The 16,405-nt window shown below is 72.4% G+C and carries 17 protein-coding genes and 2 pseudogenes; 17 read left to right on the top strand and 2 right to left on the bottom strand.

Annotated elements, in window-relative coordinates; translation table 11 throughout:
* Positions 1–16: 16 nt before the first annotated feature.
* The 11 genes and pseudogenes from sufU to ACFWVC_RS15355 all read left to right on the top strand — a co-directional run bounded on the left by sufU (position 17) and on the right by ACFWVC_RS15355 (position 8,963).
* On the top strand, positions 17–481 hold the full coding sequence (gene sufU, locus ACFWVC_RS15405) for a Fe-S cluster assembly sulfur transfer protein SufU (RefSeq protein WP_319661209.1): 465 nt from the start codon (positions 17–19) through the stop codon (positions 479–481).
* Entirely contained in the window at positions 478–819 is a 342-nt protein-coding gene (locus ACFWVC_RS15400; protein ID WP_384284662.1) for a metal-sulfur cluster assembly factor, read from the top strand. The genes sufU and ACFWVC_RS15400 overlap by 4 nt, the downstream gene beginning before the upstream one ends.
* Positions 820–914: 95 nt before the next feature.
* On the top strand, positions 915–1,235 hold the full coding sequence (locus tag ACFWVC_RS15395; RefSeq protein WP_384284660.1) for a DMT family transporter: 321 nt from the start codon (positions 915–917) through the stop codon (positions 1,233–1,235).
* Complete coding sequence (locus ACFWVC_RS15390) at positions 1,235–1,789, top strand: TetR/AcrR family transcriptional regulator (protein ID WP_384284658.1); 555 nt, start codon at positions 1,235–1,237, stop codon at positions 1,787–1,789. The genes ACFWVC_RS15395 and ACFWVC_RS15390 overlap by 1 nt, the downstream gene beginning before the upstream one ends.
* A gap of 105 nt (positions 1,790–1,894) precedes the next feature.
* Positions 1,895–3,106 carry an MFS transporter gene (locus ACFWVC_RS15385; protein WP_384284656.1) on the top strand — a complete coding sequence of 404 codons (1,212 nt, stop codon included), beginning with the start codon at positions 1,895–1,897 and terminating at the stop codon, positions 3,104–3,106.
* 97 nt (positions 3,107–3,203) lie between these two features.
* A complete protein-coding gene (gene dapD / locus ACFWVC_RS15380; protein ID WP_384284654.1) occupies positions 3,204–4,196 on the top strand; it encodes a 2,3,4,5-tetrahydropyridine-2,6-dicarboxylate N-succinyltransferase in 993 nt (330 codons plus the stop codon).
* A gap of 217 nt (positions 4,197–4,413) precedes the next feature.
* A complete protein-coding gene (locus tag ACFWVC_RS15375; protein WP_384284652.1) occupies positions 4,414–4,875 on the top strand; it encodes a hypothetical protein in 462 nt (153 codons plus the stop codon).
* Between the two features lie 126 nt (positions 4,876–5,001).
* Positions 5,002–5,457 (top strand): hypothetical protein, encoded by a 456-nt coding sequence (locus ACFWVC_RS15370; protein WP_384284650.1) that lies wholly within the window; start codon positions 5,002–5,004, stop codon positions 5,455–5,457.
* Between the two features lie 70 nt (positions 5,458–5,527).
* Positions 5,528–5,629: pseudogene (locus ACFWVC_RS15365) on the top strand (aminoglycoside phosphotransferase family protein); the annotation flags it as partial.
* A gap of 209 nt (positions 5,630–5,838) precedes the next feature.
* Positions 5,839–7,365 carry a hypothetical protein gene (locus tag ACFWVC_RS15360; protein ID WP_384284648.1) on the top strand — a complete coding sequence of 509 codons (1,527 nt, stop codon included), beginning with the start codon at positions 5,839–5,841 and terminating at the stop codon, positions 7,363–7,365.
* 131 nt (positions 7,366–7,496) lie between these two features.
* Positions 7,497–8,963 (top strand): alkaline phosphatase PhoX, encoded by a 1,467-nt coding sequence (locus tag ACFWVC_RS15355; RefSeq protein WP_384284646.1) that lies wholly within the window; start codon positions 7,497–7,499, stop codon positions 8,961–8,963.
* 20 nt (positions 8,964–8,983) lie between these two features.
* Here ACFWVC_RS15355 and ACFWVC_RS15350 read toward each other — a convergent pair.
* Positions 8,984–10,177 (bottom strand): annotated as a pseudogene (locus ACFWVC_RS15350) (TerD family protein); the annotation flags it as partial.
* Positions 10,178–10,242: 65 nt separating this feature from the next.
* On the opposite strand from ACFWVC_RS15350, the gene ACFWVC_RS15345 reads away from it, so the two are divergent.
* Both ACFWVC_RS15345 and ACFWVC_RS15340 read left to right on the top strand, forming a co-directional pair.
* Entirely contained in the window at positions 10,243–10,983 is a 741-nt protein-coding gene (locus ACFWVC_RS15345) for an SDR family NAD(P)-dependent oxidoreductase (protein ID WP_384284644.1), read from the top strand.
* Between the two features lie 25 nt (positions 10,984–11,008).
* Complete coding sequence (locus tag ACFWVC_RS15340; protein ID WP_384284642.1) at positions 11,009–11,359, top strand: VOC family protein; 351 nt, start codon at positions 11,009–11,011, stop codon at positions 11,357–11,359.
* 31 nt (positions 11,360–11,390) lie between these two features.
* Here the strand turns inward: ACFWVC_RS15340 and ACFWVC_RS15335 are convergent, their stop codons facing one another.
* Positions 11,391–12,200 carry an NAD-dependent epimerase/dehydratase family protein gene (locus ACFWVC_RS15335; RefSeq protein WP_384284640.1) on the bottom strand — a complete coding sequence of 270 codons (810 nt, stop codon included), beginning with the start codon at positions 12,198–12,200 and terminating at the stop codon, positions 11,391–11,393.
* 215 nt (positions 12,201–12,415) lie between these two features.
* On the opposite strand from ACFWVC_RS15335, the gene ACFWVC_RS15330 reads away from it, so the two are divergent.
* From ACFWVC_RS15330 to ACFWVC_RS15315, 4 genes are all read left to right on the top strand, one after another.
* Entirely contained in the window at positions 12,416–13,351 is a 936-nt protein-coding gene (locus ACFWVC_RS15330; protein WP_384284638.1) for a 5-dehydro-4-deoxyglucarate dehydratase, read from the top strand.
* Positions 13,352–13,401: 50 nt separating this feature from the next.
* Positions 13,402–14,577, top strand: a complete 1,176-nt coding sequence (locus ACFWVC_RS15325) for a hypothetical protein (protein WP_384284636.1) — start codon at positions 13,402–13,404, stop codon at positions 14,575–14,577.
* A gap of 188 nt (positions 14,578–14,765) precedes the next feature.
* A complete protein-coding gene (locus ACFWVC_RS15320; RefSeq protein ID WP_384284634.1) occupies positions 14,766–15,425 on the top strand; it encodes a GntR family transcriptional regulator in 660 nt (219 codons plus the stop codon).
* Between the two features lie 64 nt (positions 15,426–15,489).
* Entirely contained in the window at positions 15,490–16,392 is a 903-nt protein-coding gene (locus tag ACFWVC_RS15315; RefSeq protein ID WP_384284632.1) for a dihydrodipicolinate synthase family protein, read from the top strand.
* The last annotated feature ends 13 nt before the right edge of the window (positions 16,393–16,405 follow it).

Below are 16,405 nucleotides of genomic sequence, written 5' to 3'. Positions count from 1 at the left end.
GACGGACGGCTAGCCTGTGAAGCTGGATTCGATGTACCAGGAAGTCATCCTGGACCACTACAAGAACCCGCACGGACGGGGCCTGCGCGACGGCGATGTCGAGGTGCACCACGTCAATCCGACGTGCGGTGACGAGATCACGCTGCGCGTGCGGCTGGACGGCACGTCCATCCAGGACATCAGCTACGAGGGCCAGGGCTGCTCCATCAGCCAGGCCAGCGCCTCCGTGCTCAACGAACTCCTGGTCGGCCGGCAGGTCGACGAGGCGGTGAAGGTCCAGGAGGTCTTCCTGGAACTGATGCAGTCCAAGGGCAAGCTGGAGCCCGACGACGCGATGGAGGACGTTCTGGAGGACGCCGTCGCGTTCGCCGGCGTCTCCAAGTACCCGGCGCGCGTGAAGTGCGCGCTGCTGAGCTGGATGGCGTGGAAGGACGCCACCGCCCAGGCTCTGGGCGATGGCGCGGCGAGGGAGTCCGCATGAGCGACAACGCAGAAGTCATGACCACGAAGCCGGCGAGCGAGGAGGAGGTCCGCGAGGCCCTCTACGACGTCGTCGACCCCGAGCTGGGCATCGACGTGGTCAATCTCGGTCTGATCTACGGCATCCACATCGACGACACCAATGTGGTCACCCTCGACATGACGCTCACGTCGGCGGCCTGCCCGCTGACCGACGTCATCGAGGACCAGGCCAAGTCGGCCACCGAGGGCATCGTCAACGACCTCAAGATCAACTGGGTCTGGATGCCGCCGTGGGGGCCGGACAAGATCACCGACGACGGCCGCGAGCAGCTTCGCGCGCTCGGCTTCAACGTCTGACCCGCGCGAGACCGCTGCGGCGGGGCGCCACTCCTCGGTGTGGCGCCCCGCCGTCGTATGTACGGGCGTACGCATCGATGTGTACGCTTGTACACATGGCATACGCGTTGCTGGGCGGGGCGATACTCGCCGAAGTGCTCGGGACGACCTCGATGAAGTACAGCGAGGGCTTCACCCGGCTGTGGCCCTCGCTGGGCACCGCCGTCGGCTACCTCATCGCCTTCGCGTTCCTCGCGCAGACCCTCAAGACCCTCTCCGTCGGCACCGCCTACGCCATTTGGTCCGGGGTCGGCACCGCGGCCATCGCCGGCATCGGCATGGTCTTCCTCGGGGAGGCGGCGACCGCGGCCAAGCTGATCGGGGTCGTCCTGGTCATCGCCGGGGTCGTCGTGCTCAACCTCGGCGGCGGCCACTGATGGCCCGCCGGTACGACCCCGAGCGCCGTCAGCGCATCATCGACGCCGCGATCCGGGTGGTCGGCGCGCGCGGCATCGCGGCGCTCAGCCACCGCGCGGTGGCCGCCGAGGCCGATGTGCCGCTCGGCTCGACCACGTACCACTTCGCCACCCTCGACGACCTGCTGGTGGCCGCGCTGGCCCAGTGCAACGAGACGTATTTCCAGGAGGCCGAGGAACGCGCCCTGTTCGCCGGGACCGGCGGCGACCTCGCCGCGGAACTGGCCCGGTTCGCCGGAGAGGCGGTCACCAAGGACCGCCCCCGTGCGCAACTGGAGTACGAGCTCTATCTCGCCGCCCTTCGCCACGAAGCGGTACGCCCGGTCGCCGCGGAGTGGGTGGACCGCATGGCCGCCCTCCTCGCCGGCAGGACCGACCCGGTCACCGCCCGCGCGCTGGCCGCGCTCGTCGACGGGATGTGCCTGCAAGCCCTGCTCACCGGCCGGGACGTCGACCGCGAGGAGGCGCGCGCGGTCTTCGCACGGGTCATCGGCGCGACGGACCGGGGTCGCTGACCTATACCGGACGCGACCTGATCCGGCACCTCCCCCTGCGGCATTCATGTCTTCACGTGATCGATTCTTGTAGAGGGCCGATCGGAGGACAGTATGAAACAGGCGATGAAGGACATACCGAAGGTGGTGTGGCTCCTCGCGACCGGCATGTTCTTCGTCGCGGCGGTGAGTTTCACCTTCGTCTACCTCTTCGTCTACCTGACCGGCCCCCGTGGGCTCAGCACCTCCCAGGCCGGTCTCATCGCCGGCGCCGGAGGCATCGGCATGGTGGCCGGCAACTTCACCGGCGGCTGGTTCGGCGACCGCTTCGGGCACCGGCGCACGCTCATCACCGGCATGGTCGTGTCCGGTCTCGGCCTCGCCTCGCTGCCGGTGCTCCCGACCGGCGCCCTCGCGATCGTCTTCCCGCTGGCCCAGTACGGCACCGGCATCACCCGCGCCTCCAACTCGGCGCTCATCGCCTTCTCCGTCCCCGAGGGCTCCCGCCGCCAGGGCTTCGCCCTGCTGCGCTTCATGGCCAACCTCGGCGTCACCATCGGCCCCCCGCTCGGCGCGCTGATCGCCACCACCACCTCGTACGGCTGGCTCTTCGTCGCCGACGGCCTCGGCATGCTGGCGTTCGGTGTCTACGCGCATTTCATCCTGCCCGCCAACGGCAACCACCGGGAGAAGACCCGGGCCCCCGCCGACGCCCCCGGCCTGTGGGCGGCGCTGCGCGCCAGGCCCGCGGTGCTCCTGCTGCTCGTCGCGATCCTGGTCGCCGACACCATCTACCGCCAGCAGTACTCCACCCTGCCGGTGTTCCTGTCCGACCACGGCATCGGCACCGGCGTCTACGGCGCGCTCATCGCCATCAACGGCGGTCTGGTCATCCTCTTCGAGCTCCCCGTCACCGTCGCCCTGCGCCGCCGCGCCCCGCTGCCGATCATCGCCCTCGGCATGGTGCTCGTGGGCGCCGGGTTCGGCGTGCTCTCGGCTGGCCGGTGGTACATCGCCACCGCGGTCGTGATGATGATCCTGCTCACCGTCGGCGACATCCTCTACAAGTCGCCCTCCACCGCATACGTCGCCGACAACGCCCCCGACCACCTCCAGGGCCGCTTCCAGAGCATGTACGCCGGCGCCTCCATCAGCGGCGTCGTCCTGGCCGCGCCGCTCGGCGGTGTCCTGTACGAGAGCGCACCCGGCGCCCTGTGGCCGCTGTGCGCCGTGCTCGGCATCGCCGCCGGCGTCGTCGTCTACTGCGCCCACCGGCTGCCGGGCGAACGGGCCGCCGCCGCGGAGCCGGACGCGGTCACGGCGACGTCGCAGTCCTGACCGCGCGGCGCCGGAGGGCCCGCCGGAGGGCCAGCCGGCCGGTCCGTATGACGGGCCGGTTGGGCAGGCGGGGGGACCAGCGACTAGCGTTCGACACATGACTGACACGACCGCCATCTCCCGCGCCACCGGCGCCGTCGCCGCGGGCCTCGCCACGATCGCCGACGACGGGACCGTTCTCGACACATGGTTCCCCGCGCCCGCGCTCGCGGCGGCGCCCGGCCCCGCGGGGACGGAGCGGCTGAGTGCCGAGCAGGCGGCCGAACTGCTGGGTGAGGCGGCCCCGAAGGCGCTCGGGCCCGACCCGCGCCGCGGTGTCGAGGTCGTCGCCGTCCGCACGGTGATCGCTTCGACGGAGGACAAGCCGCTGGACGCGCACGACGCGTACCTGCGCCTGCACCTGCTCAGCCACCGCCTGGTGACGCCCAACGGCCAGAACCTGGACGGCATCTTCGGCCTGCTCGCCAACGTGGCGTGGACGTCGCTGGGGCCCGTCCCGGCCGGCGGCATCGAGCGCGCCCGCCTCGCCGCCCGCGGCGAGGGGCTGCACCTGTCCGTCTACGGTGTCGACAAGTTCCCGCGGATGACCGACTACGTCGTCCCCTCCGGCGTCCGCATCGCCGACGCCGACCGCGTCCGCCTCGGCGCGCACCTCGCCTCCGGCACGACCGTGATGCACGAGGGCTTCTGCAACTTCAACGCCGGCACGCTCGGCACCTCCATGGTCGAGGGCCGTATCAGCCAGGGCGTCGTCGTGGGCGACGGCTCCGACATCGGCGGCGGCGCCTCGATCATGGGCACCCTGTCCGGCGGCGGCAAGCAGATCATCTCCATCGGCGAGCGCTGCCTGCTCGGCGCCGAGGCCGGCATCGGCATCTCCCTCGGCGACGACTGCGTCGTCGAGGCCGGCCTCTACATCACCGCGGGCACCCGGGTCACCCTCCCCGACGCCACCATCGTCAAGGCCGCCGAACTCTCCGGCGCGGACAACCTCCTCTTCCGCCGCAACTCCACGACCGGCAAGGTCGAGGTCCTCCAGCGCAAGGGCTCCTGGGGCGGCCTGAACGCGGTCCTGCACAGCCACAACTGACCCTGCGGGGCCGGGGTCCGGGGTCCGGGGTCCGGGGGTCGGGGCCGGGCGCCCCGGCCCCCGCATCGGCCTTTGTCGAGCGCCTCTGCGCTGTATGCCTGGTGGCATCTCACGTGCGACGGACCGCTGTTGACCACGGCCGACCGCCCGATGTGGCCGTTCGGAGGGCGTCAAGGAGGAGAACGCGGACCGGACGATGTCCATAGGCTTCCGGGTCGTGGACGAAGTGCGCTTGGCGTGGGCGGACAGGCCGGGTAACTGGTGGCGGAGAAACTGGTTCTTCGCGGGGTGTTCGGCGTTCGGGGTCGGGCAAGCCGTGGTGGTCGGGTCTTTTTGGCCTGGCGCCCTCTTTCCCCTTGGCTTCGGGCTGATCATGATCGGTGAGCGGATCGTGGCCCGGCGCTTGTGGGTCGCGGTTGACGCAGAAGGCATCAGATGGTGCGGCGGTTTCCGTGGGCAGAGGCAGTTGGGCTGGTCCGAGGTCGGCCACGTAGGGGACCGGTCGACGATCAAGCGCAGCATCCTGGTGCGCAGCATGCGCGTTACCGGCCGGGACGGCGTTGTGCACCGACTGCCGCTGCCGTACTCCACGTCGTTCTTCGATCCCGACGCGGACTTCGACCGCAAGGCCGCACTGATCATGGACCTGGCCCGAAGGTACCTGGACCGCCGGGTGTGATCGGCTTCGGATCGTGGGCCTGGCGGTTGCCGGACTTCGCTGCGCTCGTGCCGAGTCCTGCTGGATGATCAACCCATGGAGCAGGAATTGCGCGGGCAACGGCATCCGGGTGCGTGGGGTCGCGGGATGAAGAGGGTCCTCCTTCTCATCGCCTCCGGCCTCGTGGTGCTCGAAGCGGCCGCAGGTGTCGGGATCATGTGGTTCGGGACGTTCGGCGCCGGCCGGGTGATGTGCGAGTGGGAGGCGGTCGGCACACAGGAGGACTGTTCGCCCACGCCGTACGAGTACGGGCTGTTCGGCGCGGCCGTGCTGACCGCTCTGGTCATGCTGTGTGCCGCGGTTGTCCTGGGCCTGCCGCGCCTTGCCGCGCGGGTGCCCCGCCGGAGTGTGGCGGTGCTCCTCTGGGTCGTGGTCGCCCTCAACGTCTACGGCCTGGCGCGCTGGGCGATGAACGAGCCGTTCGGCGGGGGTGTTCTGCTGGAGGATGCGGAGGGCCTTGCCGTGGCCGCGTACGTCATCGGACTCTGCGTGGTGGGCATGCGGCGACAGGCTGTGAGCGGACCGCACCGTGCTGCTGGGTGACAAGCGCAGGTTCGCGGTGGAGGTCGGCGAGTGGCGCGGTCCGGAACTGCGACGGGTGGACGTCTGGGTCGCAGGCCCTCTGCGCCTCCTCGACGGCGACTACCCCGGCCGGGACCTCATGCGGGCCATCGCGGAGGGCAATCTTCGGGCAGCCCTGGCGCTGCTCCCGTAGCGGAGCGTGAGGTGAGGCGACGTCAGGAACCCGCCGCCCCTTACCGGACCGGGGCCCGGTACCGCTCCCGGCGCGTCAACTCCACAGGGGACGGTTGCGGTAACGGCGGGTGACGGACCGGGGAAGCGCGCCCAGGGGGCGCAGACGCGTCTAGGCTGGGGCTGCGCGCGAACGCGCCCCCCGAACGCCGCTGTATTGGAGACCCCGTCATGGCCGCTGACCGCCTCGACCTGCCGCCCGTGAGGCTGCTGCCCGAGGACGAGCTGGCGCGGCTCGCGCTCGCCGTGCCGCTGCTGGACCGGGCGGTGCGCCTGGCCCGCTGGTCCGCGCCGCACGTGCTGGTGGACGCCATGGGAGAGCTGGCGGTGGAGGACCACGCACGGGCGGTGCGGGAGCTGGGCCTGGAGGACGAGCCCGAGGGGGCCGCGGAGACGGCGCAGGCGTGGGGCGTCGCGGTCGACGCGGGCCTGGTGGACCTGGACATCGAGGAGCCGGACGACGACGCCCCCGCGGCGGAGCGTGTGGCGGCACTGGACGAGCCGGCGGGTCGCGCGGTGCCCGGCGAGGCGCTGCGGGGCGTGGACGAGGGCACCCCGCGCGAGGTGCTGGAGCTCTGGCTCGCCGCGGTGGAGACGGCGCTGTCCGAGGCGGCTGCGCCCGACCTGGAGAGCCTGATGGACGAGCTCGGCCCGGAGGGCGAGATCGATCCGGAGACCCTGGACTGGGACCCGGAGGAGGAGGCCGAGTTCCTGGACGGGGCGCTGGCCAACCTGTACCTCTTCGGCGCCATGGACGACGGAGGCGAGGGTCATGACGCCGTCCCGCTGCCCGTGCTGGCCGCCTCCCTCGTCGTCCCGGAGGACGTGGAGGAGCCGAGCGACGATCTGCTTGAGGACGTCACCGAGGTGATGATGCGCCTCGACGATCACTTCCGGCTGCTGACCACGACCGGGCTGATCGACTACACGCCGCTGGACGAGGCGCTGATCGAGGAGGCGGAGTCCGAGGAGGAGTCCGGCGCCGCCCTGTCCGGAGCCGGTGACCCGGAGGAGATCGGGCCCGAGGAGGTCTCCCGGTACGGCCTGGTGCGGCTGACCCCGCTCGGTGTGTTCGGGGTGCGCGCCCGCATGCTGGAGGCCGGACTGCACGCCCCGGCCGCCGGCGACCTGGCGGAGCGGCCGGCGTCCGTGCTGCTGGAGGCGCTGTTCGAGTACCCGGACCACATCGCCCGCCGCGAGGCCGACCACTGGCTCGCCCGGCGCAAGCCGTACGAGGCGGCCCGCGAACTGCTGGACGCCGCGCGCGGCGAGGACCGCAACGCGCCCGGCCGCCGGCTGGTGGCGCAGCAGACGCTGAGCCTGCTGGGGAACGAGGCCGAGCCCGCCCTGCGCGAGGTGCTCTCCGACCGCGAACTCGGCGGTCTGGCGCGGGTGTGGCTCACGGAGCGGGACGCCCCGGACGTGCCTGCGCCCGACGAGGACATGATCTTCTGGCTGACCATCGACACCATCGCCGCCCAGCTCGACGCCGACGACGACCCGGAGCTGCTGCGCGAGCTCGTCACCGACCTGGTCGCCCGGCACGACGGCTTCTTCTCCGCGGCCTGGCGCGTCGAGCACCCCGCCACGGCCGATGTCCTGGAGGCGATGGGCCGGCTGCACCCGGACAAGCGCCTGGCGAAGGACGCGCGCAAGGCGGCCTTCAAGGCGCGCTCCTCGGGGACCGCCACGCCCTGATCCCGGCGCGGGGCCCGAACGCCTCGGGGAATGGGCGGCGGAATGTCGCCCTGAGTTCAACTCCCGTTGTCCGCAGGGCGCAAGCGTGAGGTGCGGCAGAGAAGAGACCTTGTGGCCCGAGGAGAGTAACGATGCCGCTCACTCGCAGAGACTTCGCCAGGCGCACTGCCATGACGGGGGCCGGCGTCGCGCTGGCCGGAACCGTCGACGTTCTCGCGACCGCCCCCGGAGCCCTCGCGGCCGGGGCGCCCGCCGGCTCCGAGGCGGCCGGCTCGTCCCGGCACCACGGACAGCTCGGCTACGGCGAGCTGATCCCCGATCCCAAGGGCGTTCTGGCGCTGCCCAAGGGCTTCTCGTACCGGATCATCACCCGTACCGGCGTCACCACGCTGGAGTCCGGCGAGTCCACGCCCTCCAACCACGACGGCACCGCCACCTTCGAGGGTCTGCGCGGCGCCACGCTGCTCGCCAACAACCACGAGCTGGCCGGTGCCCGCGCCGACTGGCCGCACCCGGTGCCGCTGGCGGAGGGCCTGGTCTACGACTCCGGCGCCGCGGGCGGAGTGACCGTCGTCGAGGTCGCCAAGCACGGCGGCCACGTCGCGGAGTGGGTGGGCGTCGCGGGCACGGCCACCAACTGCGCCGGCGGCAGCACCCCGTGGGGCACCTGGCTGACCTGCGAGGAGACCGAGGACAAGGCCGGCACGCACGGGTTCCTGAAGGACCACGGCTATGTCTTCGAGGTCGACCCTTACGACCGCAGGGCCAACCGCGACCCCAAGCCCGTCAAGGCCCTGGGCCGCTACGCGCACGAGGCGGTCGTCGTCGACCCCAAGCGCGGCCACCTCTTCCTGACCGAGGACGCCTCCAACCCCAACGGCCTGCTCTACCGCTGGACCCCGCCGGCCGGCTTCCACCACGGACGCGGCAAGCTGCGCGGCCTGCCGGAGACGGCCGGTGTGCTGCAGGCCTTCAAGTGCTTCGACTCCGGCGGCCGGTTCGTCGACGACCTCTCCCGCGCCACGAGGATCGGCACCGTCTACGGCGTGGACTGGGTGGACGTACCGGAGCGCGACGCGAAGGTCACCTCGGTGCGCAAGCAGTTCGCGGCCGGTGCGGTCACCCGTGCCCGGAAGCTGGAGGGCATGTGGTGGGGCGACGGCGGTGTCTACATCGTCTCGTCCTACGCCCGTGAGGAGAGCCCGGGCACCGCGCACGACGGCGCCGTCTGGTTCTACGACCCCAAGCGCCGCACCCTGACCCTGAAGGTCCTGCTCGGCGTGAACCCGGACCCGTCGGTGGACGGTGCCCTCGACGGCCCGGACAACATCACGGTCTCGCCCTACGGCGGTCTGGTCATCGCCGAGGACGGCGAGGGCGTCCAGCACCTCTTCGGCGCCCTCGGCGACGGCCGTACGTATCCGATCGCCCGCAACGAGCTGAACATCGGCACCGCGCAGGAGCCGGAGTTCAGCGAGTTCACGGGGGTGACCTTCTCGCCCGACGGCAGGACGCTCTTCGCCAACATCCAGGTGCCGGGCATCATGCTGGCGATCACCGGTCCCTGGCGCCGCCACGGCCACGGAGGCGCCTGCTGACCCGGGCGACCCGTACCGAAAGCGCCCGGCTTGACCATGCCCTTCACCGTGCGGGAGTCGACGAATTCGCCCAGCGCCGTCATGTCCCACTCACCGGAGAACTGGCGGACGAATTTCGCCATCATGACGCCCGTGCGCGGCTCGGCGCCGGTGAGGTCGAAGCGGACCAGTTCCTCGCCTGTGGTGGCGTCCATCAGCCGGCAGTAGGCCTTGGCGACCTGGTTGAACTTCTGGCCGGAGAAGGAGTTCACCGTGAAGACCAGTCCGGTGACCTCGGGCGGCAGTCCGCCGAGGTGGACGGTGATCGCCTCGTCGTCGCCCGCGCCCTCGCCGGTGAGGTTGTCGCCGGAGTGCTGGATCGCGCCGTTGAGGATCGTGAGCCGGCCGAAGTAGCAGGACTCGATGTGGTTGCGCTGCGGCCCGTACGCGATGACCGAGGCGTCCAGGTCGATGTCCTTGCCGCGGTAGGCGGGCTCCCAGCCCAGGCCCATCCGGACCGTGGCCAGCAGCGGCTTGCCGCCCTTGACCAGGGAGACGGTCTGGTTCTTCTGGAGGCTGACCCGGCCCTTGTCGAGGTTGATCTTGCCGCTGCCGGGCGGAGCGGGGGGCGCCGGGGGAGCCGGCGGCTGGTGGGCAAAGGAGGGGGCCGGGGGCGGGGGCGCCATGGGGGGAGCCGGCGGTGCCTGGGGCGGCGCCTGCGGCGCGGCGGCGGCCGCGGGCTCCTCGTCCACGCTGACGCCGAAGTCGGTGGCGATGCCGGCCAGCCCGTTGGCGTACCCCTGGCCGACCGCGCGGGCCTTCCAGACCCCGGCGCGGCGGTAGATCTCGACCACGACGAGGGCGGTCTCCGTGCTGAGCCGCGGCGGGGTGAACGTGGCGATCACGGCGCCGCTGTCCGCGTCGCGGACGGTCGCCGTGGGCTCGGTGCCCGCGAAGGTGGCTCCGGCGGCGTCGGGGCTCGCCGTCACGACGATCTTCTCGATGTCCGCCGGCACGGCCGCGGTGTCGACCGTGATCGCGTCGGGGGACGCACCGCCGCCGGACCGGTGGGTGACACCGGGGCCCGAGGGCTGGTTGTAGAAGACGAAGTCGTTGTCGGAGCGCACCTTGCCGTTGGCGGCGATCAGCAGGCCCGACACGTCCAGCCGCACGGGCGCGGAGACCTCCACTGCCACGCGCGCTGCGGAGAGCGGCACATTCGAGCCGGGTGTCATAGCGGTCATGTTCCGCTTAACGATCGTTCCGGGTTTACGGTTCCATTACCGAACGGAGTTTTCACGTGTCACGCATTGTGGTGATCAGCGGGGGCGGCACGGGCATCGGACTGGCCGTCGCGGAGGCCTTCGCCGGTGACGGGGCCGGCGCGGACAAGGTGGTGCTCATCGGCCGGCGCAAGGAGGTGCTGGACGCCGCGGTCGCCCGGCTGGGCCCGGACACGGCCCTGGCCCTGCCCGCCGACCTCACGGACGAGTCGGAGGCGGAACGGGTCCGTGACACCCTCGCCGAGCGTTTCGGGCGGGTGGACGTCCTGGTCAACAACGCGGGCGGCAACGTCGCCCTGGGCGCCGGGGAACAGACCCTCGCCGGGCTGTGGACGGGCAACTTCCGGGCGAACGTCCTGACCGCCGTCCTGCTCACCGAGGCGCTGCGCGACCTGATCGCCGACGACGGCCGGGTGCTGCTGCTCAGCTCCATCGCGGCGATCCGCGGCGGCGGCTCGGGCTCGTACGGCGCCGCGAAGGCGGCCCTGCACCCGTACGCCTACGACCTGGCGGCGGAACTGGGCGGTCGCGGCGTCACCGTCAACGTGATCGCGCCCGGCTTCATCGACGACACCGAATTCTTCGGCGGCCGGATGACGGACGAGCGGCGGGCGGTCCTGATCGGCCAGACGCTGAACGCCCGGGTCGGGGTCCCGCAGGACGTCGCCTCCCTCGCGCACTGGCTGGCCTCCCCGGGCGCCGCCCACATCACCGCGCAGATCCACCAGGTCAACGGCGGCGCCGAGCGCGGCCGCTGACCGCGCGAGGACTTACCCTGGCCGCGTGATCAATGGTGGGCACGTCGTCATCCACAGCCGTGACGCGGAAGCGGACCGGGCCTTCTTCCGGGATGTGCTGGAGTATCCGCATGTCGACGCGGGAGGCGGCTGGCTGATCTTCAAGCTGCCGCCGGCCGAGATCGCGGTGCATCCCACGGACGGCCCGGGGTCGCAGGAGCTCTACCTGATGTGCGACGACGTGGACGCGACCGTGGCGGACCTGACCGCGAAGGGCGTCGAGTTCACGCGGCCGGTCACCGACGCGCGCTGGGGACGGGTGACCGGGTTCCGTCTGCCGGGCGGCGGCGAGGTGGGCCTGTACGAGCCCCGCCACGAGCGGGCCACCGAGTTGTGAGGCCGCCCGGGCCCGGGGGACCGCCGCGCGGTCAGTGCGGCCACATCGGCGGGTGCGTGGTGAAGTGGCCGCCCAGGTACGCGTGGTCGGGGTCGGCGGGGTCGAGCTCGCCCTGCTCGGCGATGAGCTTCGCGGCGAACGGCTCGGAGTCGTCCCGGGGCTCGTAGCCCAGGGCGCGGGCGCCGGACAGGTCCCACCATAGGCGGGTGTTGGCGGAGCTGCCGTACACGACGGTGTGGCCGACGCCCTCGGCGGTGAGGGCGGCGTGGAAGAGGCGGGCGCCGTCCTCCGGGCTCATCCAGATCGACAGCATGCGCACCGATGTGGGTTCGCGGAAGCAGGAGCCGATGCGGACGGAGACCGTTTCCATTCCGTGCAGATCCCAGTAGAGCTGGGCGAGGTCCTCGCCGAAGCCCTTGGACAGGCCGTAGAAGGTGTCGGGGCGGCGCGGGGTGTCGACCGGGATGAGGGGGTCGTCCCCGATCGGACGGGGAGTGAAGCCGACGGCGTGGTTGCTGGAGGCGAAGACGATCCGCGGGACGCCCTCCTCGCGGGCGGCCTCGTAGAGGTGGTAAGTCCCCTCGATGTTGGCGTGCAGGATCCTCTCGAAGGAGGACTCCAGGGAGATGGCCGCGAGGTGGACGATCGCGTCGACGCCGCGCACGGCCTCACGCAGGGCCGCCCGGTCGGCGAGGTCCGCGACGACGGCGTCGGGCGCCCCCTCGACGGGTACGACATCGAAGAGGCGCAGGTCGTAGCCGTACTGGGGGAGCAGTTCGCGCATCAGGGTGCCCAGGCCGCCCGCGGCGCCGGTGAGCAGGATGGTGCGGGGAGCGGGCATGCGCGGGTCTCCATCGGTCGCCGTGGTCCACGTCCGTGGACACCATTCATATGCATGGACACGCTAGAGAGCCTCCGTGGAAGCGTCAAGAGTCCACCACCAGCGGCTCTCTTCCTTGACCCCTCCTAATATGCTGCTTTAGCGTAAACGCGTTCATGAATATGGACATTGATCAGATGAGCGCACAGCCGCTGCCAGCTTGCAGGGAGAACGCGATGACCGAAGCCGTCTCACTCGCCGCGCGCCTCGACGGACTGCTGTTCTTTCCCGTGACGCCCTTCGCGCCGGACGGAGCCGTGGACCTGGAGGCCTTCCGCGCGCATGTGCGCGCGGGGGTCGAGGCGGGCGCGGGGGCGGTGTTCGCCTGCTGCGGCACCGGGGAGTTCCACGCGCTGACGCCCGAGGAGTTCCGGGACTGCGTGGCGGCCGCCGTCGAGGAGAGCGCGGGCCGGGTGCCCGTCGTGGCGGGCGCCGGCTACGGCACGGCCCTGGCCCTGCAGTTCGCCCGGCTCGCCGAGGAGGCGGGCGCCGACGGGCTGCTCGCGATGCCCCCCTACCTCGTCGTCGCCGACCAGGCCGGGCTGCTGCGGCACTACGCCGCCCTGGCCGCCGGCACCTCCCTGGACGTCATCGTCTACCAGCGCGACAACGCGGTGTTCACCCCGGCCACCGTCACCGAACTCGCCCGCATCCCGCGGATCATCGGCCTCAAGGACGGCGTCGGCGATCTCGACCTGATGCAGCGCATCGTCAGCGCCGTGCGCAGTTCCGTGCCGGACCGCGACTTCCGCTACTTCAACGGCCTGCCCACCGCCGAACTCACCGGCCTCGCCTACCGGGGCATCGGCGTCACCCTCTACTCCTCCGCCGTCTTCTGCTTCGCCCCCGAGATCGCCCTCGCCTTCCACCGCGCCCTCACCACCGGCGACGACGCCACCGTGAACAGGCTCCTCGACGGCTTCTACCGGCCCCTGGTCGAGTTGCGCCAGCAGGGCCGCGGCTACGCCGTCTCCCTGGTCAAGGCAGGCGTACGGCTGCGCGGCCTGGACGTCGGCGAGGTGCGGCCGCCGCTGTCGGAGCCGGCCCCGGCGCACGTGAAGGAACTGGCCGAGCTCATCGACCGCGGGCTCGCGCTGCTGGGCGAGGACTGACCGCCCGCGCACGACAGTCCCCGCCCACCTCACCCGTCAAGGGAGCCGAGTTGAGAGCCTCCACGTTCGTCTACCCCTGGGACGTCGTCGGCGACCCGGACGCCGCCGCGCGCATCGCCGACCTCGGCGTCCAGCAGGTCACCCTCGCCTCCGCCTACCACTCCACGCGGGCGCTCACCCCGCGCCACCCCGCCCGGCGCGTCGTCACCGCCCGGCACGCCGCCGTGCTCTACCCGCCCGACCCGGAGTACTGGGCCGGGCGGGCCCTGCGGCCGTACACCCAGGACTGGGCGGGCGGCGCCGACGCGTACGGGACGGCCGCCGAGGCCCTGCGGGCGGCCGGGCTGCCCGTGCACTCCTGGGTCGTGCTGGCCCACAACTCCCGCATGGGGGAGGAGCATCCGGGCATCACCGTCCGCAACGCCTTCGGTGACCGCTACCCCTGGGCGCCGTGCGTGGCCCGGCCGGAGGTGCGCGACTACCTCGTCGCGCTCGCGGCGGAGGCCGCCGTGCGGCCCGGCACGGACGGTACCGAACTGGAGAGCTGCGGCTGGTACGGCCTGGCCCATCTGCACGCGCACGACAAGACCGGCGGCGTCCCGCTGCCCGGCGCCGCGCAGTACCTGATGTCCCTGTGCTTCTGCGAGGTGTGCGAGGCGGGCTACGCGGGACTGGGGGCCGATCCCCGGGAACTGCGGGCGGCGGTCCGGTCGGCGCTGGAGCCCGTCTGGGCGGGCGCGTGGGCGCCGGGTTCCGACGAGTGGTCCGACGTCGGAAAGCTGCTCGGCATGGACCTCGCGGCGCTGACGCTCGCCTGGCGCACCGGCGTCGCCCGCGAGATGCAGCGGGCCGCGGTGGAGGCCGTGCGGGCGGCGGCCCCGCCCGGCTTCCGGGTCCTCCTGCACGCCGACCCGCATCCGCACCGCGCCGGCGCCAACACCGGCATCGACCCGGCACACGTCCTGGCCCTGGCCGACGGGCTGGTCCTGCCGGGCACCGACCACCTTGCCGCCTGCGTCCCGCACGCCCGCCCCGGCACCGTCCTGGCCGCCAACTTCCCCGTCGTCGCGGGCATGGGCGGCAGTCCGCACACCCTCGCCGCGGACGCCGCCCGGGCGGCCGCGCTCGGCGCGACCGAGCTGCGGCTCTACCACGCGGGGCTCGCCTCGGACGCGGACCTCGGCGCGGTGCGCGACGCGCTGTCCGCATTGCCGATGGGCGCCTGAACGCCCGGTCCGGCGCGCGTTCTCCCGATGCGGGCGCCGGACCGGAACGGCCCGCCCCTACCTGACGATCCGTCACCGAGCTGGCTTGCCGGGGCCATTGACGGTGCCGGGACACGGGCCTACCGTCGTCGTGTCATACGTCGTACGTCATATATCAGACGCGATATCCGAGAACCGGGGGCCGCTCCATGGACCTGCTGTCCGGCGCAGCGCCGGCCACCATCCCCTCCCGCACCCAGGTGGTGCTGGAGACGATCAGGCGCGGCATCCTGACCGGGCGGCTGAAGCCGGGGCAGGCCCTGGTCGAGACCGAACTCGCCGCGCGGTTCGGGGTGTCCAAGACCCCCGTGCGGGAAGCCCTCAAGACGCTGGCGGGCACCGGCCTGGTGGTGATGAGCCAGTACAAGGCCGTGACCGTGCGTACCGTCGACGCGGAGATGGCCCGGCAGATCTACGACGTGCGCCTCCTGCTGGAACCGCAGGCGCTGCGCCGCACTGTCGCCCGCCGCGCCCCGCTCGACGCCGCCCGCCAGGCGCTGGAGCGCGCGGACGCCGCCGCGGACCGGGCGGAACGGTCGCTGGCCAACCGGGACTTCCACGGCGCGCTGTACGGGCCCTGCGGCAATCCGCTGCTGGCCCGGGTACTCGACGGCCTCCGCGACCAGGCGGCGCTGGTGTCGGCCGTCGTCTGGCAGGAGAACCCCTCCTGGGAGCGGGAGGCGCGCGAGCACCGGGAGATCCTCGCCCGCGCGCAGGACGGCGACGCCGAGGGCGCGGCCCGTCTCCTGCACGACCACATGGCGGGCTTCGTCGCCCGGGCGTTCCCCGAGGGGGACGACAGCCCCTGAACCGCGCGCCGAACCGCGCGCGCCCGTCCACGACCGGCCGGTCCTCGATCCGAAGGGCATTCGCATGTCATTCGCAGAGCGGTCCTCCGCGCTCGCCGGGGTCGTCGCGATCCCGGTGACCCCCTTCGAGGCGGACGGGGGTGTGGCGCGCGGCACCTACCGGGCGCTGCTGCGCCGGCTGCTCGACCACGGGGTCCGGACGGTCACGCCGAACGGCAACACCGGCGAGTTCTACGCGCTGGACCCGGCCGAGCGCCGCCTGGTCGTGGAGTTGACGACGGCGGAGGCGGACGCCGGCACCCAGGTCGTCGCCGGCGTGGGCCTCGACGTGCCCACCGCGGTGGCCGCCGCCCGGCACGCACGCGACGCGGGGGCCGGGATGGTGATGGTGCATCAGCCGGTCCACCCCTACGTCTCCCCGGAGGGCTGGCTCGACTACCACCGGGCGATCGCCGACGCCGTCCCCGGGCTCGGCGTCGTCCCCTACGTCCGCGACGCGGCGCTGGAGGGCGGGCTGATCGGCCGGCTCGGCGAACTGTGCCCGAACGTGATCGGCGTGAAGTACGCCGTGCCGGACCCGGCCCGCTTCGCCGCGGTCGCGCGGGACGCCGGGCTGGACCGCTTCACCTGGATCACGGGCCTGGCCGAGCTGTACGCCCCCGCCCACTGGGCGGTCGGCGCGACCGGTTTCACCTCGGGCCTGGTCAACGTGGCGCCGCGGGTCTCCCTGGCGATGCTGCGCGCGCTGCGCGACGGCGACTACGCGGCCGCCATGGCGGTATGGGAGCAGGTCAGGGAGTTCGAGGGACTGCGGGCCGAGAACCGGTCGGCGGACAACGTGTCCGTGGTCAAGGAGGCACTGGCGGCACTGGGCCGGTGCCGCCGCGACGTACGCCCGCCCAGCCGTCCGCTCCCCGAGGACCGGCGCGAGCGGGTGGCCGCCCTGATCGCCGGGTGGGACCTGTGAGCCGGCCCGTCCT

Source organism: Streptomyces sp. NPDC058691, from assembly GCF_042714775.1.
Lineage (GTDB): Bacteria > Actinomycetota > Actinomycetes > Streptomycetales > Streptomycetaceae > Actinacidiphila.
Note: the sequence above shows the minus strand (reverse complement) of the source record. Positions and strands in the feature narration are given on the sequence as shown.